Source organism: Pseudomonas sp. EB271-G4-1, from assembly GCF_058791355.1.
The window spans coordinates 1-26,285 of the sequence record NZ_JBYTEO010000081.1 but is presented as its reverse complement, the minus strand read 5'-3'; the positions used below and the strand labels follow the sequence as shown (position 1 = coordinate 26,285).

General features: G+C 59.9%; 25 protein-coding genes and 1 pseudogene. 11 read left to right on the top strand and 15 right to left on the bottom strand.

Translation table 11 applies throughout. The features are described from left to right. Positions 1-57: 57 nt before the first annotated feature. From AC3WWR_RS27430 to AC3WWR_RS27415, 4 genes are all read right to left on the bottom strand, one after another. Entirely contained in the window at positions 58-1,125 is a 1,068-nt protein-coding gene (locus AC3WWR_RS27430) for a phosphotransferase family protein (RefSeq protein ID WP_020801249.1), read from the bottom strand. Positions 1,126-1,268: 143 nt separating this feature from the next. Further along, positions 1,269-2,237: a 2-hydroxyacid dehydrogenase gene (locus tag AC3WWR_RS27425; protein ID WP_020801250.1), complete on the bottom strand. Its 969-nt coding sequence runs from the start codon at positions 2,235-2,237 to the stop codon at positions 1,269-1,271. A gap of 161 nt (positions 2,238-2,398) precedes the next feature. Beyond that, complete coding sequence (locus tag AC3WWR_RS27420) at positions 2,399-2,995, bottom strand: TetR/AcrR family transcriptional regulator (RefSeq protein ID WP_033042322.1); 597 nt, start codon at positions 2,993-2,995, stop codon at positions 2,399-2,401. A gap of 29 nt (positions 2,996-3,024) precedes the next feature. Further along, positions 3,025-3,408: a tautomerase family protein gene (locus AC3WWR_RS27415; RefSeq protein ID WP_033042324.1), complete on the bottom strand. Its 384-nt coding sequence runs from the start codon at positions 3,406-3,408 to the stop codon at positions 3,025-3,027. A 264-nt stretch (positions 3,409-3,672) separates the two neighbouring features. Between AC3WWR_RS27415 and AC3WWR_RS27410 the strand changes: the two genes are divergently transcribed. Continuing rightward, positions 3,673-4,953, top strand: coding sequence for a serine/threonine transporter (locus tag AC3WWR_RS27410; protein ID WP_020801253.1), 1,281 nt, complete (start codon positions 3,673-3,675; stop codon positions 4,951-4,953). A 189-nt stretch (positions 4,954-5,142) separates the two neighbouring features. On the opposite strand, the gene acnB is transcribed toward AC3WWR_RS27410, so the two are convergent. Then, positions 5,143-7,743, bottom strand: a complete 2,601-nt coding sequence (gene acnB, locus AC3WWR_RS27405; protein ID WP_020796321.1) for a bifunctional aconitate hydratase 2/2-methylisocitrate dehydratase — start codon at positions 7,741-7,743, stop codon at positions 5,143-5,145. Between the two features lie 408 nt (positions 7,744-8,151). Here acnB and AC3WWR_RS27400 point away from each other — a divergent pair, with 408 nt between their 5' ends. Continuing rightward, positions 8,152-8,622 carry a DUF1289 domain-containing protein gene (locus AC3WWR_RS27400; protein ID WP_033042326.1) on the top strand — a complete coding sequence of 157 codons (471 nt, stop codon included), beginning with the start codon at positions 8,152-8,154 and terminating at the stop codon, positions 8,620-8,622. A 119-nt stretch (positions 8,623-8,741) separates the two neighbouring features. Here AC3WWR_RS27400 and AC3WWR_RS27395 read toward each other — a convergent pair whose 3' ends face one another. After that, a complete protein-coding gene (locus tag AC3WWR_RS27395) occupies positions 8,742-9,605 on the bottom strand; it encodes a universal stress protein (RefSeq protein ID WP_032831959.1) in 864 nt (287 codons plus the stop codon). 168 nt (positions 9,606-9,773) lie between these two features. Between AC3WWR_RS27395 and AC3WWR_RS27390 the strand changes: the two genes are divergently transcribed. Continuing rightward, on the top strand, positions 9,774-10,382 hold the full coding sequence (locus AC3WWR_RS27390; RefSeq protein WP_432669511.1) for a MiaE family protein: 609 nt from the start codon (positions 9,774-9,776) through the stop codon (positions 10,380-10,382). A gap of 19 nt (positions 10,383-10,401) precedes the next feature. On the opposite strand, the gene AC3WWR_RS27385 is transcribed toward AC3WWR_RS27390, so the two are convergent. Continuing rightward, positions 10,402-10,890 (bottom strand): GFA family protein, encoded by a 489-nt coding sequence (locus AC3WWR_RS27385; protein WP_168758001.1) that lies wholly within the window; start codon positions 10,888-10,890, stop codon positions 10,402-10,404. 217 nt (positions 10,891-11,107) lie between these two features. Between AC3WWR_RS27385 and AC3WWR_RS27380 the strand changes: the two genes are divergently transcribed. The 3 genes from AC3WWR_RS27380 to AC3WWR_RS27370 all read left to right on the top strand — a co-directional run bounded on the left by AC3WWR_RS27380 (position 11,108) and on the right by AC3WWR_RS27370 (position 14,317). Further along, positions 11,108-11,992: a LysR substrate-binding domain-containing protein gene (locus AC3WWR_RS27380; protein WP_033045618.1), complete on the top strand. Its 885-nt coding sequence runs from the start codon at positions 11,108-11,110 to the stop codon at positions 11,990-11,992. 100 nt (positions 11,993-12,092) lie between these two features. Next, positions 12,093-13,217 (top strand): agmatine deiminase, encoded by a 1,125-nt coding sequence (gene aguA, locus AC3WWR_RS27375; RefSeq protein WP_492599215.1) that lies wholly within the window; start codon positions 12,093-12,095, stop codon positions 13,215-13,217. Positions 13,218-13,219: 2 nt separating this feature from the next. Next, positions 13,220-14,317 (top strand): extracellular solute-binding protein, encoded by a 1,098-nt coding sequence (locus tag AC3WWR_RS27370; protein WP_492599214.1) that lies wholly within the window; start codon positions 13,220-13,222, stop codon positions 14,315-14,317. A 116-nt stretch (positions 14,318-14,433) separates the two neighbouring features. On the opposite strand, the gene AC3WWR_RS27365 is transcribed toward AC3WWR_RS27370, so the two are convergent. From AC3WWR_RS27365 to AC3WWR_RS27345, 5 genes are all read right to left on the bottom strand, one after another. Continuing rightward, entirely contained in the window at positions 14,434-15,051 is a 618-nt protein-coding gene (locus AC3WWR_RS27365) for a DNA-3-methyladenine glycosylase family protein (RefSeq protein WP_151142408.1), read from the bottom strand. Positions 15,052-15,089: 38 nt separating this feature from the next. Continuing rightward, the gene (locus tag AC3WWR_RS27360) at positions 15,090-16,172 is read right to left on the bottom strand and encodes a bifunctional transcriptional activator/DNA repair enzyme AdaA (RefSeq protein WP_454865784.1); all 1,083 of its coding nucleotides are present in this window, start codon (positions 16,170-16,172) and stop codon (positions 15,090-15,092) included. A gap of 64 nt (positions 16,173-16,236) precedes the next feature. Continuing rightward, positions 16,237-17,199, bottom strand: a complete 963-nt coding sequence (locus AC3WWR_RS27355) for a Dyp-type peroxidase (RefSeq protein ID WP_492599213.1) — start codon at positions 17,197-17,199, stop codon at positions 16,237-16,239. 30 nt (positions 17,200-17,229) lie between these two features. Beyond that, positions 17,230-17,850, bottom strand: a complete 621-nt coding sequence (locus tag AC3WWR_RS27350; RefSeq protein ID WP_033045614.1) for a LysE family translocator — start codon at positions 17,848-17,850, stop codon at positions 17,230-17,232. 90 nt (positions 17,851-17,940) lie between these two features. After that, a complete protein-coding gene (locus AC3WWR_RS27345) occupies positions 17,941-18,837 on the bottom strand; it encodes a DMT family transporter (protein ID WP_033045613.1) in 897 nt (298 codons plus the stop codon). Between the two features lie 88 nt (positions 18,838-18,925). Here AC3WWR_RS27345 and AC3WWR_RS27340 point away from each other — a divergent pair, with 88 nt between their 5' ends. The 3 genes from AC3WWR_RS27340 (at position 18,926) to AC3WWR_RS27330 (ending at position 22,524) form a co-directional block, all read left to right on the top strand. Beyond that, positions 18,926-20,257 carry an aminotransferase-like domain-containing protein gene (locus AC3WWR_RS27340; RefSeq protein WP_492599212.1) on the top strand — a complete coding sequence of 444 codons (1,332 nt, stop codon included), beginning with the start codon at positions 18,926-18,928 and terminating at the stop codon, positions 20,255-20,257. An 89-nt stretch (positions 20,258-20,346) separates the two neighbouring features. Then, the gene (locus tag AC3WWR_RS27335) at positions 20,347-20,940 is read left to right on the top strand and encodes a LysE family translocator (RefSeq protein ID WP_151142404.1); all 594 of its coding nucleotides are present in this window, start codon (positions 20,347-20,349) and stop codon (positions 20,938-20,940) included. Between the two features lie 294 nt (positions 20,941-21,234). Beyond that, positions 21,235-22,524, top strand: a complete 1,290-nt coding sequence (locus AC3WWR_RS27330; protein ID WP_492599211.1) for a gamma-glutamyl-gamma-aminobutyrate hydrolase family protein — start codon at positions 21,235-21,237, stop codon at positions 22,522-22,524. A gap of 90 nt (positions 22,525-22,614) precedes the next feature. Here the strand turns inward: AC3WWR_RS27330 and AC3WWR_RS27325 are convergent, their stop codons facing one another. Next, positions 22,615-23,448: an AraC family transcriptional regulator gene (locus AC3WWR_RS27325; RefSeq protein WP_432669516.1), complete on the bottom strand. Its 834-nt coding sequence runs from the start codon at positions 23,446-23,448 to the stop codon at positions 22,615-22,617. A 33-nt stretch (positions 23,449-23,481) separates the two neighbouring features. After that, positions 23,482-23,985, bottom strand: a complete 504-nt coding sequence (locus tag AC3WWR_RS27320) for a VOC family protein (RefSeq protein WP_020796304.1) — start codon at positions 23,983-23,985, stop codon at positions 23,482-23,484. A 264-nt stretch (positions 23,986-24,249) separates the two neighbouring features. On the opposite strand from AC3WWR_RS27320, the gene AC3WWR_RS27315 reads away from it, so the two are divergent. Continuing rightward, entirely contained in the window at positions 24,250-24,498 is a 249-nt protein-coding gene (locus AC3WWR_RS27315) for a hypothetical protein (protein WP_020796303.1), read from the top strand. Next, entirely contained in the window at positions 24,498-25,652 is a 1,155-nt protein-coding gene (locus tag AC3WWR_RS27310) for an NnrS family protein (protein ID WP_168758008.1), read from the top strand. Before AC3WWR_RS27315 ends, AC3WWR_RS27310 begins: the two co-directional genes overlap by 1 nt. 254 nt (positions 25,653-25,906) lie before the next feature. Here AC3WWR_RS27310 and AC3WWR_RS27305 read toward each other — a convergent pair. Next, a pseudogene (locus AC3WWR_RS27305) lies at positions 25,907-26,285 on the bottom strand (hypothetical protein); the annotation flags it as partial.

Sequence of the window (26,285 nt, the reverse complement as noted above, 5' to 3'; positions counted from 1 at the left end):
AGGCGTACCTGAGGCCGCCTTCGCCGGCAAGCCGGGCTCCTACAAGTGGGAGTGGTATCAGAGGCTGGATTTGTGGATGACCTGCAAGCTCATCTGCTCCAGGAGTTTGTTCATGTGAATGAACTGCGCGAAGCGTTTGTCCTGGGTCTGGCCATGGTAGAAGCGGTAGTAGATCTGCTGCACGATACCGGCCAGGCGGAACAGGCCGTAGGTGTAGTAGAAGTCGAAATTGTCGATTTCGATGCCTGAACGCTGGGCGTAATAGTCGACGAATTCGCGACGGGTCAGCATGCCCGGTGCGTGGCTGGGCTGACGGCGCATCAATTGTACCGGCGCCGGATCCCCGGCTTCGATCCAGTAGGCGAGGGTGTTGCCCAGGTCCATCAACGGGTCGCCCAGGGTGGTCAGTTCCCAGTCGAGCACGCCGATAATCTGCATCGGGTTGTTCGGGTCGAGGATGACGTTGTCGAAGCGGTAGTCGTTGTGCACGATGCTGGAGGTCGGATGATCGGCAGGCATCTTGTCGTTGAGCCAGGCTTTCACGGCTTCCCACTGCGGCGCATCGGGGGTCAGGGCTTTCTCGTAACGATCGCTCCAGCCTTTGATCTGCCGCGCCACGTAGCCTTCGGGCTTGCCGAGGTCGCCGAGGCCATAGGCGTTGTAGTCGACACGGTGCAGTTCGACGAACTTGTCGATGAAGCTCTTGCACAGCGCTTCGGTCTTTGCCGAGTCCAGCCCCAGTTCCGGCGGCAGTTCGGAGCGCAGGATGATGCCGTTGACCCGCTCCATCACATAGAACTCGGCGCCGATCACCGCTTCATCAGTACAGTGCACATAGGCCTTCGGGCAATACGGAAAACCGTCGCGCAGTTGATTGAGGATGCGGAATTCGCGCCCCATGTCATGGGCGGACTTGGCTTTGTGACCGAAGGGCGGGCGACGCAGGACGAACTCCTGTTCGGGGTACTCCAGCAAGTAGGTGAGGTTGGACGCACCGCCCGGGAACTGGCTGATCCGTGGCAGGCCGCTCAATCCCGGAATGTGGGCCTTGAGATAGGGATCGATCAGGCTGGCATCGAGTTCTTCGCCGGCGCGGGTGCGGGTGGATTGGTCAGTAAGCGTCATGCTTATCCCTTCTGCTTATTCTGGAGGCCTGAAACTATTGGCTAATCTAATGCGCGCACCCGGCACCCACAACCTCGAACAGCCCTTATAGGTGAGCGTGTTGCCGGGCAATCATTGCTTTTGATACACCCGTTTGAATTGCCTTACTGGACGGCTTGGGTAACCACACCCTTGGGCAATTCGATGGGGGTCAGCACGGGCTGGCCGGAAAAATACGCCACGAGGTTGCGCCCCACCAGTTCCACGGTGCCTTGGATGGCCTCGGGGGAAAGCCCGGCCACATGCGGGCTGAGGATTACGTTCGCCAGGGCCTTGAGGGCATCCGGCACCTTGGGCTCGGCATCGAAGACATCCAGCGCGGCACCGGCGATCCGCCGCTGCTCAAGCGCGGTAATCAGGTCGGCGGTGACCACTACGCTGGCGCGGGCGATGTTGACGAAAAATCCGTTCGGCCCCAGGGCCTCGAGCACCTGCCTATTGATCAGGTGCTTGGTGCCCAGCCCTCCCGGGGTGGCGGCGATCAAAAAGTCAGAGGCACGGGCCAGTTCGGTGGGTGTCGAGCAGAACTTGTAGGGCACATCGCTGCGGTGCTGGCGGTTGTGGTAACTCACCGTCATGTCGAAGCCCGCGGCGGCACGTTTGGCGATGGCCATGCCGACCGCGCCGAGGCCGAGAATGCCCAGGCGCTTGCCGGCCAGGGAAGGGCGCATGATTTTTGGCCATTCACCCCGACGTACCGCGGCATCGCAGCGGGGGATATCGCGCACCAGCGACAGCAGCAATGACATGGCATGGTCTGCCACCGAAGAGGCGTTGACCCCGGCGCCATTGGTGACGGTGATGCCCCGGTCGGCGGCGGCTTGCAGGTCGACTTGTTCGTATCCCGCGCCAATCACGCAGATGATCTTGAGGTTGGGCAGGGCGGCGATTTCATCGGCGTATAGACCGAGAGGGCCCCGGGTCAGGACGGCGTCGATCTGGCCGCTGTGTCGGGTGACGGCCTCGGCGCGCTCGGCAGGCGTGGGCGCCAGGATCAGGTGAAAGCCCTGATGTTCGAGGATGGGCAAGTAATCATTGATGGTTTCAACCAGTACCAGAACGGTTGCAGGCATGCTTTGCTCCTGTGGGCAGCGGGCAGTCGGGCGCGAACGTCGGTCGAGAGTGCTGGTTGCGAACCATTTTGGCAATCTCACTGGCGTCGCTCCTCAGTGTAGGAGCTGGCGAAGCCTGCGATCTTTTTAAGGCAGCGAATATTTTTGATGACGCCGAATATTCAGTCCGGGGCAGGGGACTCTGTCAGAAAATTCTGGGCCGCCTCGAGGATTTCCTCCGACAGGGCGTCACCCCGGGTGGCCCGCGCCAGTGTCAGCGCGCCGACCATCAGTGAATACTGCACCAGCGCTTGCTGCCGCTTTTCGGCGGCATCGTCCGAATCCATCAGTTCGCCCAGGGCATCGAGCAGTCGGTTCAGGCCGGCCATGAACGGCTCGCGCAGGCTGCTGTCGGCGTGCTCGTGGCACATGTCGCCGGCAAAGGCCACCACCGGGCAGCTTTCACCGGGGTTATCGCGGCTGTAGACCGACAGGTAAGGCTTGATCAGTGCCTGGCGCGCCGCCGCCTTGTCGTCGCCCTGGGTGATTCGTTCGCGCCATCGCGTACCCACTTCTTTGAATGCCCGCTCGCTGGCCTCCCTGGCCAGCGCTTCCTTGGACTGGAAGTGACCATAGAAGCCGCCATGGGTCAGCCCCGCCGCCGCCATCACGTCGACGACGCTGATCCCGTGCAGGCCGCGTTCGCGAAACAACCGTGTGGCGGCATCGACGATGATTTCACGGTTGAGGTCGGCTTGTTTGCGGGAAACGCGGGGCATGGGCGGCTCACAGGTCAATAAGTTGGCGATCAGAGTGCGTATTGGGCAATGCCATTGCCGAACGACCAGTTCTCTTTCTTCACTTCCACCAGATTAATGAAAACATCGTCCAAGCGCACGGCCAGTTGCGTATTGAGGCTTTCGACGATGGTTTTGTAGAGCAGCTTTTTCTGCTCCAGGGTTCGGCCTTCGCTCAGGGTGATCTGGATGACCACCAGGTTGTCGGTGCGCTGGATGCCCAGGTACTGGGGATCGAAGATGAAATGCTGGTCGTCGTGCTCGGCAAGAATCTGGAAGTTATCGTTTTCCGGCACGCCAATCGCACTGCGCAAGGCAGCGTAGATCAGTTGTCCGACACGTTTGGCGTAGGTGGGGTCCTGCTGTTTCTTGAGGTCGACGCGAACCAGGGGCATGGGGTGACTCCAGAGGGTTGACAGGTTCTTTAAAAATACATGATGAATAACCTTTATCAAGCGCACATCGTCGTCTGCCATTGATTGCGAGTCCTTGCAGGGGGGCAAAGGTGCAACCTGGTACCACCGTTCCTCACCTAAGTCTTTGCTTCTGTTCACTAATCCTCCAGAATCGCGCCCCTGTTTCGGCCAGGCGCTGCCTGTCGGGTATTCCGACGCGTCCTGGCCGGGTGGCAAGTGACCGGAATGTGGAGATCCCACCGGATGAATGATCAGGCCAATAGCGTTAACGAACGCTTTGTAGCAGCGACACCCGCAACTCTTACGAGCTGGAATCGCCAGGACACCACCTGGATGCTGGGCTTGTTTGGTACGGCGATTGGCGCGGGAACCCTGTTTTTACCGATCAATGCGGGCCTGGGCGGATTCTGGCCGCTTTTGGTCCTGGCATTGCTGGCGTTCCCGATGACGTTCTACGCACACCGAGGCCTGACCCGCTTTGTGCTGTCTGGCCGCGAAGGCGCGGACATCACCGAAGTGGTGGAAGAGCATTTCGGGCTCAAGGCCGGTGCGTTGATCACCTTGCTGTACTTCTTCGCGATCTTCCCGATCCTGTTGATCTACAGCGTGGCCCTGACCAACACCGTGGGCAGCTTCCTCGAACATCAACTGCACATCATGCCGCCACCGCGTGCGGTCCTGTCGTTCGTGCTGATCCTCGGCCTGCTGGCCGTGGTGCGCTGCGGCGAGCAGGTGATCGTCAAGGCCATGAGCCTGATGGTCTACCCGTTCATCGTCGCGCTGCTGTTCCTGGCGGTGTTCCTGATTCCACACTGGAATGGCGGCATCCTGACCACGGCCAGCACGCTGCCTGAGCCATCGGCGTTGCTGCGCACCTTGTGGCTGGCGATTCCGGTAATGGTGTTCTCGTTCAACCATTCGCCGATCATCTCGGCATTCGCCGTGGACCAGAAGCGCCGATACGGCGAGCACGCCGAAGAGCGCAGCTCGCAGATCCTGTCCCGGGCCCACGCGTTGATGGTGGTGATGGTGCTGTTCTTCGTGTTCAGCTGCGTGTTGACCCTGTCGCCGGCGCAACTGGCCGAGGCAAAGGCACAGAACCTGTCGATCCTGTCGTACCTGGCCAACCACTTCAGCAATCCGACCATTGCCTTCGCGGCACCGTTGATTGCCTTCGTGGCCATCTCCAAGTCGTTCCTGGGGCACTACATCGGCGCCAGCGAAGGTCTCAAGGGCCTGATCGTCAAGAGCGGCAAACGTCCGGCAGCCAAGACCCTGGACCGCATCGTCGCGGCGTTCATGCTGGTGGTGTGCTGGATCGTCGCCACGCTGAACCCGAGCATCCTCGGCATGATCGAAACCCTGGGCGGTCCGGTGATCGCGGCAATCCTGTTCCTGATGCCGATGTACGCCATCCGCAAGATACCGGCGATGGCACGTTATCGTGGCCAGGCGTCGAACGTGTTTGTAGTGGCAGTTGGGCTGGTGGCGATCTCGGCGTTGATCTATTCGCTGAGTGCCTGATCCCGTCACCTTGATCGTTCCCACGCTCTGCGTGGGAATGCAGCCCGGGACGCTCCGCGTTCCTTTCCAGAGCTGGAACGCGGAGCGTCCCTTGAGGCATTCCCACGCGGAGCGCGGGAACGATCGGTACAGGCATAAAAAAACGCCGCTCATCTCACGATGGGCGGCGTTTTTCATTGCTTTGAAACGTTAGGCTTGAACGACCGGGATGTTGGCGTTCGCAGCAGCTTCACGGAACTCGGCAATCTGGTCGAAGGACAGGTAGCGGTAGACATCGGCCGCCATGCTGTCGATCTTGCCAGCGTATTCCATGTACTCCTCGACGGTCGGCAGGCGACCCAGGATGGAAGCCACGGACGCCAGTTCAGCCGAAGCCAGGTAGACGTTCGCGCCGTCACCCAGACGGTTCGGGAAGTTACGGGTCGAAGTCGACACTACAGTCGAGTTCGGCTCTACACGTGCCTGGTTACCCATGCACAGCGAGCAGCCTGGCATTTCCATGCGCGCGCCAGCCTTGCCGTAGATGCCGTAGTAGCCTTCTTCGGTCAGCTGGTGAGCGTCCATCTTGGTCGGCGGCGACAGCCACAGACGGGTTGGCAGCTGACCCTTGACCTGTTCCAGCAACTTGCCGGCAGCGCGGAAGTGACCGATGTTGGTCATGCACGAACCGATGAACACTTCGTCGATCTTCTCGCCAGCAACGCTGGAGAGCAGGCGAGCGTCGTCCGGGTCGTTCGGCGCGCAGAGCACAGGCTCCTTGATGTCGGCCAGGTCGATCTCGATGATCTCGGCGTATTCCGCGTCTTTGTCCGCTTGCAGCAGCTCAGGGTTGGCCAGCCAGGCTTCCATCGCTTGAGCGCGACGTTCCAGAGTGCGTGCATCGCCGTAGCCTTCGCCGATCATCCAGCGCAGCAGGGTGATGTTGGACTGCAGGTATTCGGCAATCGACTCTTTGGACAGCTGGATGGTGCAACCGGCAGCCGAACGTTCGGCCGAGGCGTCAGACAGTTCGAACGCTTGCTCTACGGTCAGCTTAGGCAGGCCTTCGATCTCCAGGATGCGGCCGGAGAAGGCGTTCTTCTTGCCTTTCTTCTCTACGGTCAGCAGGCCTTTCTGGATCGCGTAGTAAGGAATGGCGTGAACCAGGTCACGCAGGGTGACGCCTGGCTGCAGTTCGCCTTTGAAGCGAACCAGGATCGACTCAGGCATGTCCAGCGGCATGACGCCGGTGGCCGCGGCGAATGCTACCAGGCCGGAACCGGCCGGGAACGAGATGCCGATCGGGAAACGGGTGTGCGAGTCACCACCGGTGCCGACGGTGTCTGGCAGCAGCATGCGGTTCAGCCACGAGTGGATGATGCCGTCGCCCGGACGCAGGGAAACGCCGCCGCGGGTCATGATGAAGTCAGGCAGGGTGTGGTGGGTGGTCACGTCGATCGGCTTGGGGTAAGCCGCGGTGTGGCAGAAGGACTGCATCACCAGGTCGGTCGAGAAGCCCAGGCACGCCAGGTCTTTCAGTTCGTCACGGGTCATTGGACCGGTGGTGTCCTGGGAACCCACGGTGGTCATCTTCGGTTCGCAGTAGGTGCCCGGGCGAACGCCGGTCACGCCGCAAGCCCTGCCGACCATTTTCTGCGCCAGGGTGAAGCCCTTGGTGCTTTCAGCTGGAGCTTCAGGCTTCTTGAACAGCGTCGAAGGTGGCAGACCCAGCTCGGTACGAGCTTTCTCGGTCAGGCCACGGCCGATGATCAGCGGGATACGGCCGCCGGCGCGCACTTCGTCCAACAGGACCGGGGTCTTCATTTCGAAGGTGGTCAGGACTTCGTCGGTGCCGTGCTTGCAGACTTTGCCAGCATGCGGGTACAGGTCGATCACGTCGCCCATGTGCATGTTGGATACGTCGAATTCGATTGGCAGTGCGCCAGCATCTTCCATGGTGTTGTAGAAGATCGGAGCGATCTTGCTGCCGAAGCAGAAACCGCCGGCACGCTTGTTCGGCACGTAGGGAACGTCGTCGCCGAAGAACCACAGTACCGAGTTGGTGGCCGATTTACGCGAAGAACCGGTACCGACCACGTCGCCAACGTAGGCGATCGGGAAGCCGGCGTTGCGCATTTCTTCGATCTGCTTCATCGGGCCGGTGACGCCTTGTGCGTCAGGCACGATGCCGTCGCGAGCCATTTTCAGCATGGCCAGGGCGTGCAGCGGGATGTCCGGGCGGGACCAGGCATCAGGTGCAGGGGACAGGTCGTCGGTGTTGGTCTCGCCAGTCACCTTGAACACACGCAGGCTGATCTTGTCGGCCAGCACAGGGCGTTTCACGAACCACTCGCCGTCAGCCCAGGACTGCAGCACGCCTTTGGCGTGTACGTTACCGTTCTTGGCTTTTTCAGCGACGTCGTGGAAGGCATCGAACATCAGCAGGGTGTGCTTGAGTTCTTCGGCCGCTACTGGTGCCAGCTCGGCGTCGTCCAGCAGGTTGACCAGGGTCACGATGTTGTAGCCACCCTGCATGGTGCCGAGCAGTTCAACAGCGCGCTTCTTGTCGATCAGGGGGGATTTGGCTTCGCCTTTGGCGATGGCGGACAGGAAGCCGGCCTTGACATAGGCTGCTTCGTCCACTCCAGGCGGAACGCGATTGGTGATCAGGTCAACGAGAAATGCTTCTTCGCCAGCCGGGGGGTTCTTCAGCAGCTCGACCAGGCCTGCAGTTTGTTCGGCGTTAAGCGGCTGGGGAACGATACCCAGTGCTGCACGCTCTTCGATATGTTTGCGGTAGGCTTCAAGCACAGTTATTACCCTCATCAGTGGTCCCAAATGGGTGTCCGGGACGCTCATCCCGAAATTGCCGTACTCATGCGCTGCGTGGCGTTGTGAGCCACTTAGCCAGAATTACCGACAATTCCTTACAGAAGCTGCTTTCAAAGTTTTACGCCTGCAGAACGGGAGCTGATGAGGGTTGGCGTTGGGCTTTTCCCCGCTGGAAAAACCCCTCGCCAACACCGCTCTGAAGGAACGACTGTGCTCGTGACGCTTTGAAAACAGCTTCTAACGGACATTGGCGCCTAAAAAGGCAGGCTGATTCTACGGCAAAAAAAAATTAAAGGTAAGTTGGCACCTGAAACTTTGAGGGGTGATCAATGTTAGACAAAGGGCTAACATGCCGTCCTGTTTTGCTTTTTCGCGTTTTGCCTACCTATGCCCAATCAGACCATCAAGACCCCCTGCGTCGGCCTTTGCTCCACTGTTTACGGTGATTTGGTGTGCCGTGGCTGCAAGCGTTTCCACCACGAAGTGATTCACTGGAACGGCTACAACGAGGAAGAAAAGCGCGCAGTATGGCTGCGTCTCGAGCAGTTGTTGTCCCAGGTGATGGCCGCCAAGGTGGAGATTTTCGATCCGGCGTTGCTGCGAACGCAGCTGGAACAGCGCAAGATCCGCTTTGTGCCGCATCAGTCCCAGTATTGCTGGGCCTACCAGTTGATCGCCCGGGGCGCGCGGGTCATCAACAACCTGCAAGCCTACGGGATGGTGTTGTTGCCGGAGTTTCGCGACTGGAACCTGCCGGAACTGCGCGACGCCATCGATCGGGAATTTTTCCTGCTGTCCGAGGCGCATTACCAGCGGTACATCGCGCCGGGGTTCCTCAAGGACGCGTTTGGCGGCTAGACCCTGAAAGCTTCGCGAGCAAGCCCGCTCCCACATTCAACCGCGTTCCTCCAGTTGATATGCGGTTGAGTGTGGGAGCGGGCTTGCTCGCGAAGACGGCCTGACAGGCGCTACGAATCTCAATGCTTGACCGCCAACTCCTCCAGGTGATCCTCGACTTCCTGGGGCTTGAGCACCAGCACATCGCTCTCTACCGCATCGAGCACCACTTCCGCCGTATTGCCGATCAACGTCCCCGATAAACCACTGCGCGCCACGGTGCCAATCACTGTCACGGCCGCCTGCAGCTTGTGCACCATGAACGGAATCAACACATCCGCCGGGCCCTCGGCAATGTGCAGGTGTTCGTTGTCGATGTCGAACTCGGCCTGGAACGCCTTGCATTGTTCGCGATAGCGCGCCTCGATGGTCTCGCTCAGCTGCAACGTTGGGTCGGCTGCCGACAGCATGGGCGAAGGATGAGCACTGATCACATGCAGATGCGCCTTGGCCAGGCTGGCGATGTCGTAGCCGTAATCGATGATGGTGTTGTGCAGATGACGGTGTTCACTTTCCATATTGCCAACGTCGACAGCCGCCAGGATCACCTTGTCCTTCCACGAACCGGCGGTTTTCACCAGCAGCACCGGGGTAGGGCAGTGGCGCAGCAGTTTCCAGTCCACTGGGGTCAGCAGGGCCTTTTTCAGCGAGCTGTCAGGGAAATGCTGTTTGATGACCAGCCCGCAGCCCTCGGCCTGCTGCACGTCGACGATGGTTTCGTGCAGGCTTTCATTCCAGGCCTGTTCGGTCGTGACGCTGTACCCGTCTTGCAGCAGGGCAGCCTTGAGCACGCCCAGCATGGCGCTGTGATCGTGCTTGCGGTCACACACCAGCAAATGCAGGTGCGCCTGGGTTACACCGGCGATCAGTTTGGCTCGTTTGAGTGCCAGGCTTTCCGAATGCTCGGGGTCGATGACCACCAGGATGCTGCGAATGGCTTGCATGATCGGGATCTCCTGAAAATGAAAAAGCATGGCGTTGCACAACTATAGTTGCTGTGCGGCAATCGGTGACTTGATGCATATCAACGGTGTGACTGGTGGTCTTCGGGCAGGCCGGTATAATCGGCGCCCTTCGTTTTATACCTTTTCTACCCTTTTTCCGTGAGCCCCATGATCCTTCCCGAAATTCACGAGTTCCTCGGCTGCCGCACCCCGGATGGCTGGGTTCAGGCCGCTTTGGCCGATCAGGACACCTTGCTGATCGACCACAAGAATTGCGAGTTCAAGGCGGCCAGCACGGCGCTTAGCCTGATTGCCAAGTACCACTCCCACGTCGACCTGATCAACATGATGTCGCGTCTGGCCCGGGAAGAGTTGGTGCACCATGAGCAGGTCATGCGCCTGATGAAAAAACGCAAGATCGGGTTGCGCCAACTGTCCGCCGGGCGCTACGCCTCGGGACTGCGCAAGGTGGTACGCAGTCACGAACCGGTCAAGCTGGTGGATACGCTCGTGGTCGGTGCATTCATCGAGGCCCGCAGCTGCGAGCGTTTCGAGGCGTTGGTACCACACCTGGACGAGGAACTGGGCAAGTTCTACTTCGGCCTGCTCAAAAGCGAGGCCCGGCACTTCCAGGGCTATCTGAAACTGGCGTACCAGTACGGGGACGCCAAGGACATCGCCCAGGTGATAGACAAGGTGCGGGTCGCCGAGCAGGAATTGATCGAATCGCCGGATGTGGAGTTTCGCTTCCACAGTGGCGTGCCAGTGGCGGCCTAAAAACCGACGAATCGCGGGCTTAACGGCTCAAGCCCAGGCGCTCATGCCACTCGGCGATCGATTCTTCGGGATAACCCTCGAACTGTTTATCGCCAGGCTTCACCTCGACCTCCACCCAGGAGGCCTTGGAGTCCAGCAACAAATGTGTGTGCTGCGGCGCCACGGGCAGCGGCGTGTCGATCGCCGAGGCGAATGGGTGGATCAATTCCGGCCATTCAGGGCTGAATAGCCACAAGCCCGAGCCGCACAGCGAGCAGAAATGCCGCTCGGCACTGCTGCGGTGGGCGCGCTGCTCGCCTTCGCCCTTGAGCAGCGCATGGTAGATCGCGATGTTCTTGCGCCCGCGCACCTTGAGGCTATGGGCGTCACCGGCAATATTGATCGCATAACCGCCACCGCCCTGGGTCTTGCGGCAGATCGAGCAGTAGCAGCGTTGATAGGGGTAGGGATGGGCGCTGGTCAGGTTGAACGACACCGCGCCGCAATGGCATGAGCCTTCGAGTTGCATGGGAATCTCCAGTGGCCGAATTGACTCGGTTCAGCCTAGAAGATATGCGGCGCGATTGCCGACGCCTTCGCGAGCAGGCTCGCTCCCACAATGATCCGCAAAGCCCACAAAACCTTTGTGGGAGCGAGCCTGCTCGCGAAGAACGATAACGCGGTCCCACTGGACGCCTACCTTCCACCGGGTCAGCATAGGCGCCTCGAAACCCGGACTCGACCCGATGCGCCGATTACCCTCCCTCGCAGCCCTCAGAACCTTCGAATGCGCCGCCCGTCATGCTCATTTTGGCCGGGCGGCGGCGGAGTTGTGCGTGACTGACAGCGCCGTCAGTCATCAGATCCGCCAGTTGGAAGAACAGCTTGGCGTGTCGCTGTTCGTGCGCGAAGGCCGGCAGATTCGTCCGACCGTCGCCGCCGGGCGCCTGATGCAAAGCTTGCAGCAGGCTTTTGAATTGATCGGTGATGCCTGCGATGAGCTTCGCGACCCTTCGTCCCTGGCGGTGTTGCGCCTGGCGGTCACTGCCGAGCTGGCGCAGAAGTGGCTGATGAGTCGCCTTTCGGATTTCTATGCGCGTTATCCGCACATCACCTTGCACCTTTACGAGCAGCCGATCGATGCCACGGCGCCGGGAGAAGACATCGACCTGGCAATCACCTACGGCACGGGTCCGGTGGACAGCAGTGCGTATTTCGTCCGGCCATTGCCGGCGCTGCAGTTTTTTCCGGTGTGCAGCCCTGGTCTATTCAACCAGGGCACCCTGAAAACCCCCAGGGACCTGGCCCGCCATTGCTTGCTGCATGACGATCAGGACGGCAAGACCTGGACCGCCTGGCTCACCAGCCATGCCGGTGACCAGCGCCCCGAACGGCAACTGTACTTCGCCCATGCCGGATTGGCCCTGGAAGCCGCGGCCCAGGGGCAGGGCGTCGCGATGGGCGATAACCTGACGGCCCAGGAAGATTTGCTCAGCGGTCGCCTGGTCCGGCCATTCACCTCAAGCATGACGGCATTGGGGCAATACGCGCTGGTGTGCGAGCGGGTTCGCCTGGAGCGGCCTGCCGTGGCGCAGATGCTCGAATGGTTCAACGATCAACTGGTCGATTGATGAGTTGAATTCAAGTGTTCCGAAATAATCATCGTTGGCGAGGAGGGCACGCGCGACCTTAGCCTGTGGTCATTCCAACCCCCACTGATGAGGTTTGCCCATGGCACGTTTGCTCGACTCCACGCCCAAACTCGACGGTTTCCGTTTGCCCGGTGAATTCGAAACCAAGTCCGGCTGCTGGCTCGGCTGGCCTGAACGCACCGACGTCTGGCGCAATGGCGCCAAGCCTGCGCAGAAAGTCTGGGTGCAGATCGTCACCGCGATCTCCCAGAGCGAGCCGGTCACCGTCTGCGCTTCGGCTGCACAATTCGCCACCGCTCGCCGCCAGTTGCCGCCGCAAGTACGCGTAGTGGAAATGACCTGCAACGACACCTGGTTCCGCGACAGCGGTCCGTGCTTCGTGGTCAACGACCAGAGCGGTGAAGTGCGCGGCGTGGATTTCGAGTTCAACGCCTACGGCGGCCTCGACGGCGGCTTGTACTACCCGTGGGACAAGGACGATCAGATCGCCAGCAAAATCCTTGAAATCGAACGCTTCGACCGTTATCGCGCGCCGTTGATTGCCGAACTGGGCGGTATCCAGAGCGACGGCCAGGGTAGCCTCCTCACCACCGAACAATGCTTGCTTAACCGGAACCGCAATCAGCATCTGGGCAAGGACGAAGTCACTCGCCGCTTGACCGATTACCTTGGCGCCGAGCAAGTCATCTGGTTGCCACGGGGTTGCAAGTTTGACGAAACCGACGGCCACGTAGACGATCTGGCGTGCTTCGTGCGCCCTGGTGAAGTGGTGTTGCAATGGACCGACAATCGCGCCGACCCGCAGTGGGAAATCTACCAGGAGGCCTACGATATCCTGCGCAGTACCCGCGACAGCCGTGGTCGCGAGCTGATCGTGCATAAGCTGCCACAACCGGATGTGCTGGAGTGGACCGCCGAGGAGGCCGAGGGCCTGGATCAACAGGACAGCACGCATGCTCGCCGGGCTGGCACGAAAATCTGCGCGTCCTATATCAATTACTACGCCGGTAACACCTCGATCGTGGTGCCGCTGTTTGGCGATCGCAATGATCAGGTGGCGTTGGCGACCCTGGCCGAACTGTTCCCGCGGCACAAGATCGTCGGCATCGAAAACTCTCGGGAAATTCTCCTCGGCGGCGGCAATGTCGCGTGCATTACCATGCCGCAGTACGCCAGTACTGCCTGCAACGAACAGGGCGTTTGATCATGGGCCTGCACAAACTGACCCAAGCGTTACTGCTGGTGCTTGCACCCCTGTGTGTGCAGGCCGCCGACACCGCCAAACCGGTGGTGAACCTGTACATCTGGGGCGAGTACCTGGCCCCGGACACCTTGACCAACTTCGAGAAGAAAACCGGTATCCATGTGGTCGTCGATCACTTCGATTCCCTGGAAACCGTCGAGACCAAATTACTCACTGGCCGTAGCGGTTACGACTTGGTGCTGACGGCGGGGCAGCATCTGTCGCGAGCCATCCAGAGTGGTGCGATCCAGACCGTGGACAAACAGCAGATACCGCACTTTGCCGGTGTCGGCGAAGAGTTCCGCCAGCACATGGCCGTGTTCGATCCGGGTAACCGTTACGCCGGGATCTACGCCTGGGGCACCACTGGCGTGGGTTATCAGGAGGAGGCGGTCAAGCAGCGCCTGCCCGATGCAACGACGGACAGCTGGGCAATGCTGTTCGACCCGACGGTGGTTTCGAAATTCGCCGATTGCGGGGTCAGCCTGCTCAACGATCCGAACGAAGTGTTCGCGGCGGTCATGAAGTACCTGGGCCTGGACATCAACCGCCAGAACCTCGATGACCTGAAACTGGCCGAACAGCAGCTGGCGAAGATTCGCCCCTACATTCGCTACTTCGACAACGACCTGAACATCAGCGACCTGGCCAACGGCAATACCTGCGTGGCGATGTCGTGGAACGGGAACGTGGCCATTGCGGCGGGCCAGGCAAAAGCGGCAGGAAAGCCGTTTTCATTGAAGTACCGGATACCGAAAGAGGGCACGCTGATCTGGTTCGATGCCATGGTCATTCCCAAGGACGCGCCGCATCCCGAGGCGGGACTGGCATTGATGGACTACCTGATGACACCTGAAGTGATCGCGCCGATTACCGACACCATCCACTATGCCAATGCCATCACGGCGGCGGATAGCTTGATCGATCCGGCGATTCGCAATGATCCGGGGACTTATCCGCCGCAGGCGGTGCGAGCGTCGTTGTACAGCAAGAATGACAATGGCAAGGCGTTCAACCGCGCTTTGATTCGGGCGTTCAGTCGGTTGAAATCGGGGTTGTGATGGGCTTGGGCAGTCAAGCTCCAAGCAAACCTGTGGCGAGCTGGGCTGCGCAGCAGTCCCATTTTTTGGGGCCGCTTCGCAGCCCAGCGGGGATGAATCCCCTCGCCACAGTCCGTTTAACGGCTGGGCACCCGCCACAAATACCACGCTGCCACCGTCCGATACGGGCTCCAGGCCAACCCGATCTCGATCATCTGCTTGCGCGTCGGTTGCACCTGGAGCCCCTTGAGCCGTCGATAACCCTCGCGTACGCCAAAGTCATCGGCCGGCAAGATGTCCGGCCGCTCCAGGCTGTAGATCAATAGCATCTCGACCGTCCAGCGCCCCACGCCGCGCAGGGTCACCAGGCGTTCGATCAGTGCTTCATCGTCCATGGCCAGCGCCGTGGCGTAATCCGGCACCACGCCGTCCAGTGCAGCCTGGGCGATGCCTTGAATGGTTGCGATCTTGCTGGCGGAAAAGCCGCAACTGCGCAGTCGCTCAAAATCAGTCGCGACAATCTGCCCAGGCTGTGGAAACGCCACCGATGGGTAGAGCGCCAGCAACCGGCCGATAATTGCATCCCCGGCCTTGGCGTGCAGTTGCTGGTAGGCGATCGCCCGCACCAGTGACTCATAGGGATCGCGGGCTGTGTGAGGTTGATGCAGGCACGGGCCGATGGCGTCGATGTGGCGACGCCAGTCGTCATCCAGGTTCGCCAGCCATTGGGTGGCCAGTTGGTAGGGGACAGGCATAAAGCATCCTTGGAGCGGCTGACGAACGCCGCCTGTGATCAAAAGGCCAGTTGCTCGGTAATCTGTACCGCCGCCTTTTCCAGCCTGAGCAGGAATGCCTTGCGCGGCTGGCCTCCAGCGTAACCGGTCAGCGAGCCGTCGGCGCCGATCACCCGATGGCAGGGTACGACAATCGAGAGGCGGTTATGACCGTTGGCCAGCCCCACGGCCCGACTGGCACCGGGTTTGCCCAAGGTGGATGCGATCGCTCCGTAGGTGGTGGTCTGGCCATAGGGGATGTGTGCCAGTTCGGCCCATACCTGACGAGAAAATTCGCTACCGGGCATGTGCAGGGCAACGCTGAATTCAGTCCGGTTTCCGGCGAAATATTCACTCAGTTGGTCTTCGATTTGCTGCAAATGCCCGTTATGCCCTGGCGCCACGACGTAACCAAAGCGGTTTTGCAGCGCTTGCACTTCCCGGCTCAGGCTGGGCTGGTCGAGGAACTCCAGTAACACCAGTCCGCGACGTTCGGCCATGGCGATCATCGGCCCTAGCGGAGTGGTCAGGCGCGTGAACAGCAGCGGCTCACTGTTGGCGGCGCGGCCCGGCGTGATGTGGAACGACTTCTGGAATGCATCGCGAAAACCGCTGAGGGATTCGTAACCGGAGTCGTACGCGGCGCTGTCGATGGAGTGGCCCTGCTTGATCCCGCCCAAGGCCATGCCGAGGCGTCGGGTGCGCAGCCAGGCATGAAAGGTCATGCCCAGATGCTGCTTGAACCAGCGACGCAGTTTCAGCGGCTCGATGCCTTGGGCGATTAACTGGGCATCGGTCCAGCGCTGCTCGGGATCGGCGTCCACTGACTTGAGCAACTGCTGGACCCAGTGTGGCGCAATCGCCGCGGCGTCCATGGGTTTGCAGCGCAGGCAAGCGCGGTAGCCCGCCGCCAGGCATTCATCGGCGTGGGCGAAGAACTCGACATTTTCAGGTTTCGGGCTGCGCGCGGTGCAGCCGGGACGGCAGAAAATACCGGTCGTCTTGACCGCGGTAAAAAACACCCCCTCATAGGCGGTGTCTCGTTCGAGCATGGCGCGGACCATCTCGGCGTGGGGCGGCAGTAGCGAGTTTTGTAGGTTCATGGGGTGAGCTTAAATGGCGGGGCAGAACCCCTCCACCGGAAAATCGACAGGGAATTGCCCGCGTTCACCGGCAGGTGCCCAAGGGCGCGCGATCCGCCAGTTCTTCCAGAAGATCTGCGGAGGGAGCGAAAAACAGGCCACCGGTGACTGCGGTGCTGAAATCCAGCAAGCGGTCGTAATTACCGGCGGGCTTGCCGACAAACATGTTTTCGAGCATCTGCTCCAGAGGTTCGGGCGAGCGCGCATAGCCGATGAAGTAGGTGCCGAATTCGCCAGCGCCTGGCCGGCCAAAGGGCATGTTGTCGCGCAGGATCTTTACTTCTTCGCCGTCCTTGGTGATGGTCGTCAGGGCACTGTGCGAATTGCTCGGCTTGACCGAGTCATCGAGTTCAATATCGGATAACTTCGTTCGCCCGATAATCCGCTCCTGCGCCTCGACGGATAACGCGTTCCAGGCATCCATCTTGTGCAGGTACTTCTGCACCAGCACATAGCTGCCTGCGCTGAAAGACGGGTCTTCATCGCCCACCATCGCGAAGCTGTCAGCCTTGCGTCCAACGGGATTTTCGGTGCCATCGACAAAGCCGATGATGCTGCGCATGTCAAAATAGCGGAAGCCCTGGACTTCATCGACCACCGACACCGCATTGCCCAGCGCTGAGAGCAATTGCGTCGCCAGTTCAAAGCAGAGGTCCATCTGCTCAGCCCGAATGTGCAGCAACAGATCGCCTGGGGTGGAGATGGCGCGTCGTTCCTCGGGTCCGAATTCACGGAAGTTGTGCAGCGAGGCGGGACGCGGGTGGCCAAACAAGGTGTCCCATGCCGCGGAGCCAAAGCCACAGATGCACGACAGGTTGCCGGAGGGCACCCGTTTGCCTACCGAGCGTGTGAGGGCTGCGATGTCTGCGCACCAGCCCCGCACTTTGCTGGCGGCGTCACTGCCGGGAACCAGGGTTGCCACGATAAAAATCGCGCTGCGGGTAATGGGGCTGCAGATGGACTGTGCGTCCGGCGTTGATTGATCCATCGGCATGTGTCCCCATGAGCGGTAGTTTGGTCAGGCCCGACGCGCCATTAGCAACACTGAAGCCGCCGCCGACAGTAACCCTGCGCAGCAGCGATTGAACATCCGCTTGCCCGAAGGTTTGGCAAACCAGCGGCGCATGTGCAGGCCCATGTAAGCGTAGGCGCCGATAGCAATCCATTCCAGCATCAGGAACAACGCGCCCAACAGCGCAAATTGCGGTGCGATGGCATGGGTCGAGTCGACGAATTGCGGCAGGAACGCGGTGAAGATCAAGATTGCCTTCGGGTTGCCGGCCGCCACCAGGAACTCTTGCCGAGCCAACGCCAGCATCCCCACCGGCGGGGCGCTCACCGCGGTTTCTGCGCCGGGGTGGGCACGCCACAATTGCCAGGCGAGATAAAACAGGTACGCGGCACCGAGAATCTTGATTGCGTAGAACAGCAATTCCGAGGTTTGCAGCACCACCGCCAGACCGGCCGAGGCGAGGGCGATCATGCCGGCGAAAGCGAGCAGGCGACCCATGCCCGCCAGGCAAGCGGTGCGGTAGCCGTAGCGGGTCGAATTGCTGACCGACAGCAGGTTGTTCGGGCCTGGCGCCATGTTCAGGGCGAAGCAGGCTGGAAGGAAGAGGGTAAGGGTGGTGAGGTCCATGTTCGGCTCCAGCAGCAGAAGCCGTATTTTTATCACAGCTGCCCAGGGACTTGACCCGTACAGTCAGGGACACAGGCAGCGTACCAGTGGCTAGCGCGCGAATTTTTTCGCCCCTGCCACACACAGGATCACCGCCACGGTCACACCCAGCATGGACAGGCTGACGTGTTCATGCAGCAAGGTGGCGGCCAGTGCCAGGCCGAAAAAGGGTTGCAGCAATTGCAGTTGCCCGACGACGGCGATGCCCCCTTGCGCCAGTCCGCGATACCAGAACACGAAGCCTATCAGCATGCTGAACAGCGACACGTACCCCAGGCTGAACCAGGCCGGCGTACTGATGCTGGCGAACGAGCCAGGCAACCGCCACAAGGTCAATGCAGCCATGGCTGGCAACGCAAGTACCAGCGCCCAGGAAATCACCTGCCAGCCGCCGAGTGTGCGCGATAGCTTTGCACCTTCGGCATAACCCAGGCCGCAAGCCAGGATCGCCAACAACATCAGGATGTCGCCTAGGGGTGAGGCCGTCAGGCCCTGGGCTACGGCGAACCCGACCACCAGCAGGCTGCCCAGCACCGAGAAGACCCAGAACACTGGCCGGGGGCGTTCGCCTGCGCGCAAGACGCCGAACACCGCAGTTGCCAGCGGCAGCAGGCCGACAAATACGATGGAGTGTGCGGATGTGATGTACTGCAGCGCCAGCGCAGTCAGTAGCGGAAACCCCACCACCACGCCCAATGCCACGATGGTCAGGGGCACAAGCTGATGTCGGCCGGGGCGTTTTTCCCTGAACAGCAACAGCAGGCACAGCGCCAGAATTGCGGCGAGGGTAGCGCGGGCTACCGTGAGGAACAGCGGATCGAATTCGAGTACCGCCACCCGCGTCGCGGGCAGCGAGCCGCTGAAGATCACCACGCCAATCAGGCCGTTGATCCAGCCGCTGGCATTTTTTTGCAGCGTCGGGTTTTGCAGGTTAGACGTCCGTTCCATGTGACTCACGCTCATTGTTTGATTGCACGAAACCATCCTATGGCTGACCATCGATACAATCAAAAAATTGTCATGGATACATTTGTACATGCCTCGATCCCGCTACAAAACGCTGGTTGACGCCTTTGCCGCTGACATCCGCTCGGGGCGTTTGCCTCCGGGTACACGCTTGCCGACCCACCGGCAATTGGCCACTGAGCACGGTTTGGCGTTGGTCACCGCGAGCCGGGTGTATGCCGAGCTTGAGAGCATGGGCCTGGTCAGTGGTGAAACCGGACGTGGGACTTTTGTCCGGGAGACTTCACTGCCGCCGGGCCAGGGCATTTCGCAATCGGTGGTCGCGGCGGGGATGATCGACCTCAACTTCAACTATCCGTCTTTGCCGGGTCAGGCTGACCTGTTGCGCAACGCCCTGCGTCAGCTCGCGTTGTCCGGTGACCTGGAGTCGCTCCTGCGTTACCAGCCTCACGCCGGGCGTCTGCATGAGCGGGCTGCGTTCGCCCGACATCTGGGCGAGCGTGGCCTGAACGTGCCAGCCGAACAGGTGCTCATCGTCAGTGGCGCCCAGCACGGCCTGGCAGTGGTATTGATGAGCCTGCTCAAGCCTGGCGATGTGATTGTTGCGGATGCCTTGACCTATCCGGGCTTCAAGACGCTGGCGGAAACACTGCATCTCGAAGTCCTGCCCATTCCCGTAACGGACAACGGACCTGATCTGCCGGCCCTGGATAAACTTTGCCGCACTCGATCAGTGCGAGCCGTGTATTCGATGCCGACCCTGCACAATCCGCTGGGTTGGGTAATGGACGCCGATCAGCGCCAGCATCTGGTGGCTATTGCACGCCGGTATGACCTGACGATCATTGAGGATGCGGCCTACGCTTTCCTGGCCGAAAGCGCACCGCCACCGCTGGCGGAAATGGCACCGGAAAGAACCGTGTATGTCAGTGGCTTATCCAAGAATGTCGCCACAGGCTTGCGCGTGGGTATTGTCGCCGCGCCGGCGCAATGGGTTGCCGGGTTTGAACGCACCATCATGGCGACCACCTGGAACACCCCTGGGGTGATGACCGCCATTGCCACGGCCTGGCTAGAGGACGGCACTGTCAGCCGGCTCGAGGCGCAAAAACGCGCGGACGCACAGGCCCGCCAAGCCTTGGCTCGTGAGGTGCTGACGGGACTGCGGAGCATCAGCCATCCGTCCTCGTACTTTATCTGGTTGCCCTTGGCCGAAGACGCCAGGGCCGATCAGATCGCCATGGCGCTGATGCGCGAGCAGGTGTCGGTGTCGCCCGCCGAACCCTTTGCGATTACCCAGCATGTTCCGCATGCGCTACGCCTGGCGCTGGGCTCGGTGGACATGGACGCGCTAAGCCAGGCATTGGTGACGGTGAAGAGGGTGGTCGGCTATTACTCATGACGGGCACATCCTTGGGCAGTTTTGTTCAATACGCGCACCATCAGGCTCTCTATCTTGACGCCTGGTTCAATTGACTGAGCAGGTGTGCGATGAGTTTGATCATGTCCATGGCGGCGTTTGCATTGGCCGCTTCAATAACGCCGGGGCCGGTGAATATCGTGGCGCTGGGTTCGGGCGCGCGCTTCGGTTTTCGCGCCAGTCAGCGGCATGTGGCCGGAGCGACGCTGGGGTTTGTGCTGCTGGTCCTGATGGGGTTGGGTTTGCATGAGCTACTGCAATGGTGGCCGGCAATGACGCAAGTGGTGCAATGGGCCGGGGTAGCGTTCCTTCTGTACATGGCGTTCAGACTGGCCGCCGACAACGGCCAGCTGGAGGCCAAGGACAGTGGCCGCGCGCCATCGATGCTCTATGGCGCGGTCATGCAATGGCTCAACCCGAAAGCCTGGCTGGCCTGCGTGGCCGGCATGGGCGCGTTCGTCGCCGATGGCGAGGCCCACCTGGTGTGGCAGTTTGCTGCGGTGTACCTGGTGATTTGCTACGTGTCGGTCGGATGCTGGGCCTACGCCGGGACGTTCTTGCGTGGCTACCTGGACAACCCGACGGGCATGCGCGTGTTCAATCGGTTGATGGCGTTGTTGTTGGCGGTGAGTGCGGTGTACTTGGTGTTGCCAGAGATGCACTGACACGCCATTTTGTGGTGTGCAGGGTTACTCCGTGAGAGCTGCCCGACCCATTTCAAGGTGGTGCACAGAAACGTGACTTCAGGAAAGCTTCAGGCCCTGAGGGCCCCCGCTTCGGTATTTCGTGACAACGACTCATGATGAGCGAAATTTGCAATCATCAGCCAAGGGCTGTTTGGCATCCTGCGCCGGTCGAATTTTTTGTGGCGATTGTGGCGCGGTCGACCGTCGTCGTTCATGCGACCGGAGCCACTTCTCAATGCCTCGGGAAATGTCCAATCATAAAAGGAAAAATGAATGACGTTAATTACCCCGCGGCAAATCTCAGCAAGTATTTCGAACACCGGCGATAGGATTGAAAGTTCATCAGCGAGCCTCCCGCAACATTCTCAGCCAATAGACAGGCTCGCTGCACAAGTCATTAAAGCTTCAAATTCTTCAGTGCAGTTTTCAAAGGGATCTGCAAGTGGTGACGTCCATATCGGTATCATTTACCGGCCAGATAACTTTGGTGCTGGGCATGCTTTGTACGATAAACCTCCGGTCCGTACGATGAGTCAGTTGAATCCCATGATCGGTGAACCGATCACCTTGCCCAAGAGCCTTTCCAACATCAATTTTACTCGAAACAATAAAGAGGATGCGCAGAAAAGTAAGGAGGTCATTCAACGCCGACAGGAGGCTTTTCAACAGCCAGCGCATGAACATAATAGCGGACTAAGTGAAGTGCATGGGCTGTTCATCCCGGGCGCCCCATCGGCAGTGCATAGTCAGCAGGGGGAAGCCATTAACATACCGAGCCAAAATAGCAAACATAAATCGAAGCGCAACGAACTGGATAGTCGTGCGCAGTTCGAGCACCGAAGTATTGCAGAGGCGCGGTTGCATGGGAAACCGGTATTGGCTATCTGCGCCGGAGCGTGGCGTTTGGCCGAAGCATATGGGGGCTGCACAGAGACATTTGGTGGCAGCGAGCTTAAAAAACACTACAGCCCAGGTGCTGATACCATGAATGTGGGTCACGACGTCGACATAACGCTTTCGCATACAAACCTAAGCGGTACGATGCCGAAAAAAGACGAGCATGGATATAACGGGCAGCCTTCTGCTATGCGAGATGACAAATTGGGGTGGGTGAACACTACCCACTGGGCTAGCGTGAAGGCGAACGAGGATGGCACCTTGGCCAGCGCACTCGAGACTCCAACCCCAACCCCAGCGCCAGGTTTACGCGAACTGCAGAATCAATCAAAGTTGCCGACAACCCCAAGTGAATTGATTATAACTGCAACTTCGGAAGGTAAAGTCGAAGCATTCGAAACCCGCCATGGCGCGCCAGTAATGGGTGTGCAGTGGCATCCAGAGGCGTATCTTCCTGGAATGAGTGGTCGAGATCCGATTTCTCAAGAAGTGATGGGGCTTCAATCTCCGAAAGAGTACGATGCCTATTTACGCAATCATGAAAGAACTGTCGCGCAATCGGATAATCTATTCAAGGCATTTGGACAAAGTGCAGCGGCATATCGAGGGCGTCAGGAAGTTAATCAAGAGATTAAAGAGCGCCAGCTGAAGTATGATCGCGATTAAACGGTGCGGATTGGCTGGGAATATCGAGTGTATTCACCAATATGCCATCAGGTGATCGGAGCAGGCGGCTCGTTGTGCAACTGCTCGTGTTCACCCCCGATACTGCCCCGGTGTCGCCGCCAGATGCTGCTTGAACGCCCGCTGGAAATGCGCTTGGTCGGCAAACCCCGCTTCCAGCGCCACGTCGGCGATCAGCTTGCCATTGCGCAGTTGATCCTGGGCAAACTGGATACGCCGGTTGACCAGGAAGGCGTGGGGCGTCATGCCGTAATGCTGCTTGAACGCGCGGATCAGGTAGGAGGGCGACAACTGCGCCGCTTCGCAGATATCTTCGAGCTTGAGCATTTGCGTGCAGTGCTCGCGGATGAAGTCGGCGGCGCGTTCGAGCTTGAAATTGGGCTGGTGCAGCGGTTGTTCGGCCGGGTTCAGGCGTAGTTGCACCTCGGTGAAAAATTCCACGGCCGCGCTGTGTTTACCCAACACGTCTTGCTGGGCATCGACCAGCACCTGATGCAACGCCTGCAATCCAACGAACAAAGCACGGTCCGCGGTGTGGGTGGCCGCGAACCGGCGAAACGCCAGATCGTTGCCGAACCCGAGTTGATGCTGTAAATCGGTGAGCCACGGGGTGTCGACGTACAGCATCAGGTACGACCAGGGCTGGTCATCGATTGGATTGCAGGCATGGACATCACCGGGGTTCATCAGCACGACGGTCCCGGCGCAGACCTCGAAGTTCGATTGCTCATGGACATAGGTACTGCGCCCGGCGGTGATCGCACCGATGGAAAAGTGCTCGTGGGCATGCCGGGTGTAACAGACCTCGCGTCCGTCGGCGATGGAGCGGGCTTCGATGAAGGGCAGGGCATCATCGCGCCAAAAGCGCGGTGCCTTGTCGGTGTCCCTGGTCTTTGCGGGCTTCATGATCAATCCTTGGCAGATCAGCGCCTGAGTGTATTAGCTCTCGCCTTCAAAGGCTCGTTTCAGTTCGGCGATATCGAGTTTTTTCATGTGCATCATGGCCAGCATCGCGCGCTGGGATTTTACCGTGTCGGGATCCTTGATCATTTCCATCATCGCGACCGGCACGATCTGCCAGGACACGCCGAATTTGTCCTTGAGCCAGCCGCATTGCTGTGCTTCGACCGGCCCACCGGCAGACAGGCGTCCCCAGAAGTGGTCGACTTCTTCCTGGGTCTGGCAGTTGACCTGGAACGAGATCGCTTCGTTGAAAGTGAAGTTCGGGCCACCGTTGAGACCGGTGAAGGTTTGCCCGTCGAGTTCGAAGCTGACCGTCATGACCGAACCGACTTCCCGGCCGTGGAACTCTTTTCCAGCCTCGCCGTAGTGAGTGATGGCGGTTATTTTCGAATGATCGAAGATCGCACAGTAGAACTTGGCGGCCTCTTCGGCCTGACCATCGAACCACAGGCAAGGGGTGAGTTTTTGCACATGTAGCATGGCGGGTCTCCTTGGCAGGTTTTTGCAGGCTGGATTATCAGCGTAGCTAGCCTGGGGCGGCCTGGTCGTGCCGTAGATCGCCGAGTGTGTAAGGATTTTCTACAGAATGTTGTCAATATGACTGCGACCTGAGTCATGCTGACTACGCCTTTAGCGAGTCGTTGTGACCAGTACGTTCTCAGGGCCCTGATTTTCATGGGTTAATTGGGTGGCACGCGACTTGATAAGCCCAACGTACAACTGAACTGCTACAGGAGTACGGAAATGTTCCATGTCTTCAGCAATGCTCAGAATGTCCTGCACCTATCCAGCCGTGTGTTGGGCGTTGGCCTGGCGATGTTACTGGCCGGCATCTACGGCGCTTACCTCCATGCTGGCCATCTGTCGATCGTTGCACTGGTGTCGTTGCATGCCATGACCATCGTCGGACCGACCCTGCTGAAAATCGGCTACGTCATGCGCCTGCTGGCCCAACACCGGTTGAGCAAACCTCAGTTCGTGGCGCTGGCCTGATGCGTAAACTGTCCGCAGCTCCCGTCTTCAGCCTTGGTTTTAGACCGTTTTTTCTCGCGGGTGCCGCGTTTGCCGCAGTGGCGGTGGCCATCTGGGCCCTGTGGCTGTACGGGCGTTTGCCCGAAGCGCAACCGGTAGGAGGCATGCTCGCCTGGCATCGGCACGAGATGCCGTTCGGGTTCGCCGTGGCGATCATTGCCGGTTTTCTGCTGACGGCGGTGCCGAACTGGACCGGCCGCCCCGGGCTCAACGGTTGGCCACTGATCGGGCTGGTGCTGATCTGGTTGCTGGGGCGACTGGCCTGGTTACTGCCGATTTCTCCTGCAGGGGTGCTGCTTTCGCAACTGCCTTTCTTGCCGTTGTTGGCCTGGGTGCTGGGACGAGACCTGGTGGCTGCTGGCAAGCGTGAGAACTATCCGATTCTGCTGCTGATCACCTTGCTGGCCGGTTGTCAGCTCATGACACTGTGGGGGCTCTGGACTGATGACACAGGTTTGCAGCGGCGTGGTGTATTAGCGGCCTTATGGCTGGTAGGCGCACTGATGAGCGTGATTGGCGGGCGGGTAATTCCGTTCTTCATTCAACGCGGCTTGAACCGTCCGGCGACGCCTGCAGCCAATCCATTACCCACCAAGGTGCTGATGGTGAGCGGGTTGTTGGCGGCGGTGACGTTTGCCATCGGTTTGAATGACGTGCCCAGGTTTTGGCTGGCGGCGTTGTTTTTATTGATGGGCAGTCTGCATCTGTTGCGCCTGTGGCGTTGGCATGACCGGGGTATGTGGCGTGTGCCGCTATTGTGGTCGCTGTACCTGTCTTATGCCTGGCTGGTAGTGGCGGTGTTTGCCATGGCGCTGTGGCATCTCGGCCTGATGCCGCAACAGAGTCTGGCCACGCATTCGTTGGCGGTGGGCGGTATTGGCGGGTTGATTCTGGCGATGATTGCGCGGGTTAGCCTGGGGCATACCGGTCGGCCGCTGCTACCCTCGAAAGCAATCGTTGCGGGGTTTGCCCTGGTGCTGTTGGCGGCTTTGTCACGGGTGTTGCTGGTGCCGTTCGCCGGGTGGGGATTGGGGGTGTCGGCGTTGCTTTGGTGTGTGGCGTTTGTGCTGTTTCTGTGGCGTTACACAGGTATTTTGTTCAGCCCGAGGGCGTAGGAGTCAGGCTTGCTGGTGAAGGCGTCCTGGCAGACGATAATTGTCTTTCAGGTGTACATATCCGTTCCTGCGGTAACGGCCACCTAGGGTTTCGCTTTTACAGCGAGTCACTTGGAAGAGCGGAACGCCGCCCGGCCCCAAGTAACCAAGGGCTCTTGCCCCTGGCGTTCGGTGCCTCGCTAATGCTCGGTATGCCCTCGCTCCGGTCCTGCTCCGTGGGCTCGCCGCGATGGGCCATCCTTGGCCCAGCGCGGCTAAACCGGCATCCATGCCGGTTTACTCACTGCGCAGAACCTCCACTCGGCCTCTCGATGTGGCAAGAACATCAAAAGCCAGATCACAATCAAAAGCGAGGCGGCCGACCGGCCGGCCTGATCGGAAGCCATGCGCGTACCTTCTGTAGGAGCGAGCATGCTCGCGATGAACCCGAGAGCATCGCGGGCTACCAGGTGCCCCGCGTTATCGTTGACGACCATCGTCGGAACGCCGCCCGGAGCAGGCTCGCTCCTACAGGGGATCGAGGTACACCCGTAAAAGTCAGGTCGGCTGTCAGGCAGCCTCGCTTTGCTGTTGATCGCGAGCGCCCCGTTAACCACGATGGCCGAACGCAGGCATTGCGCAGTGGGGAAACCG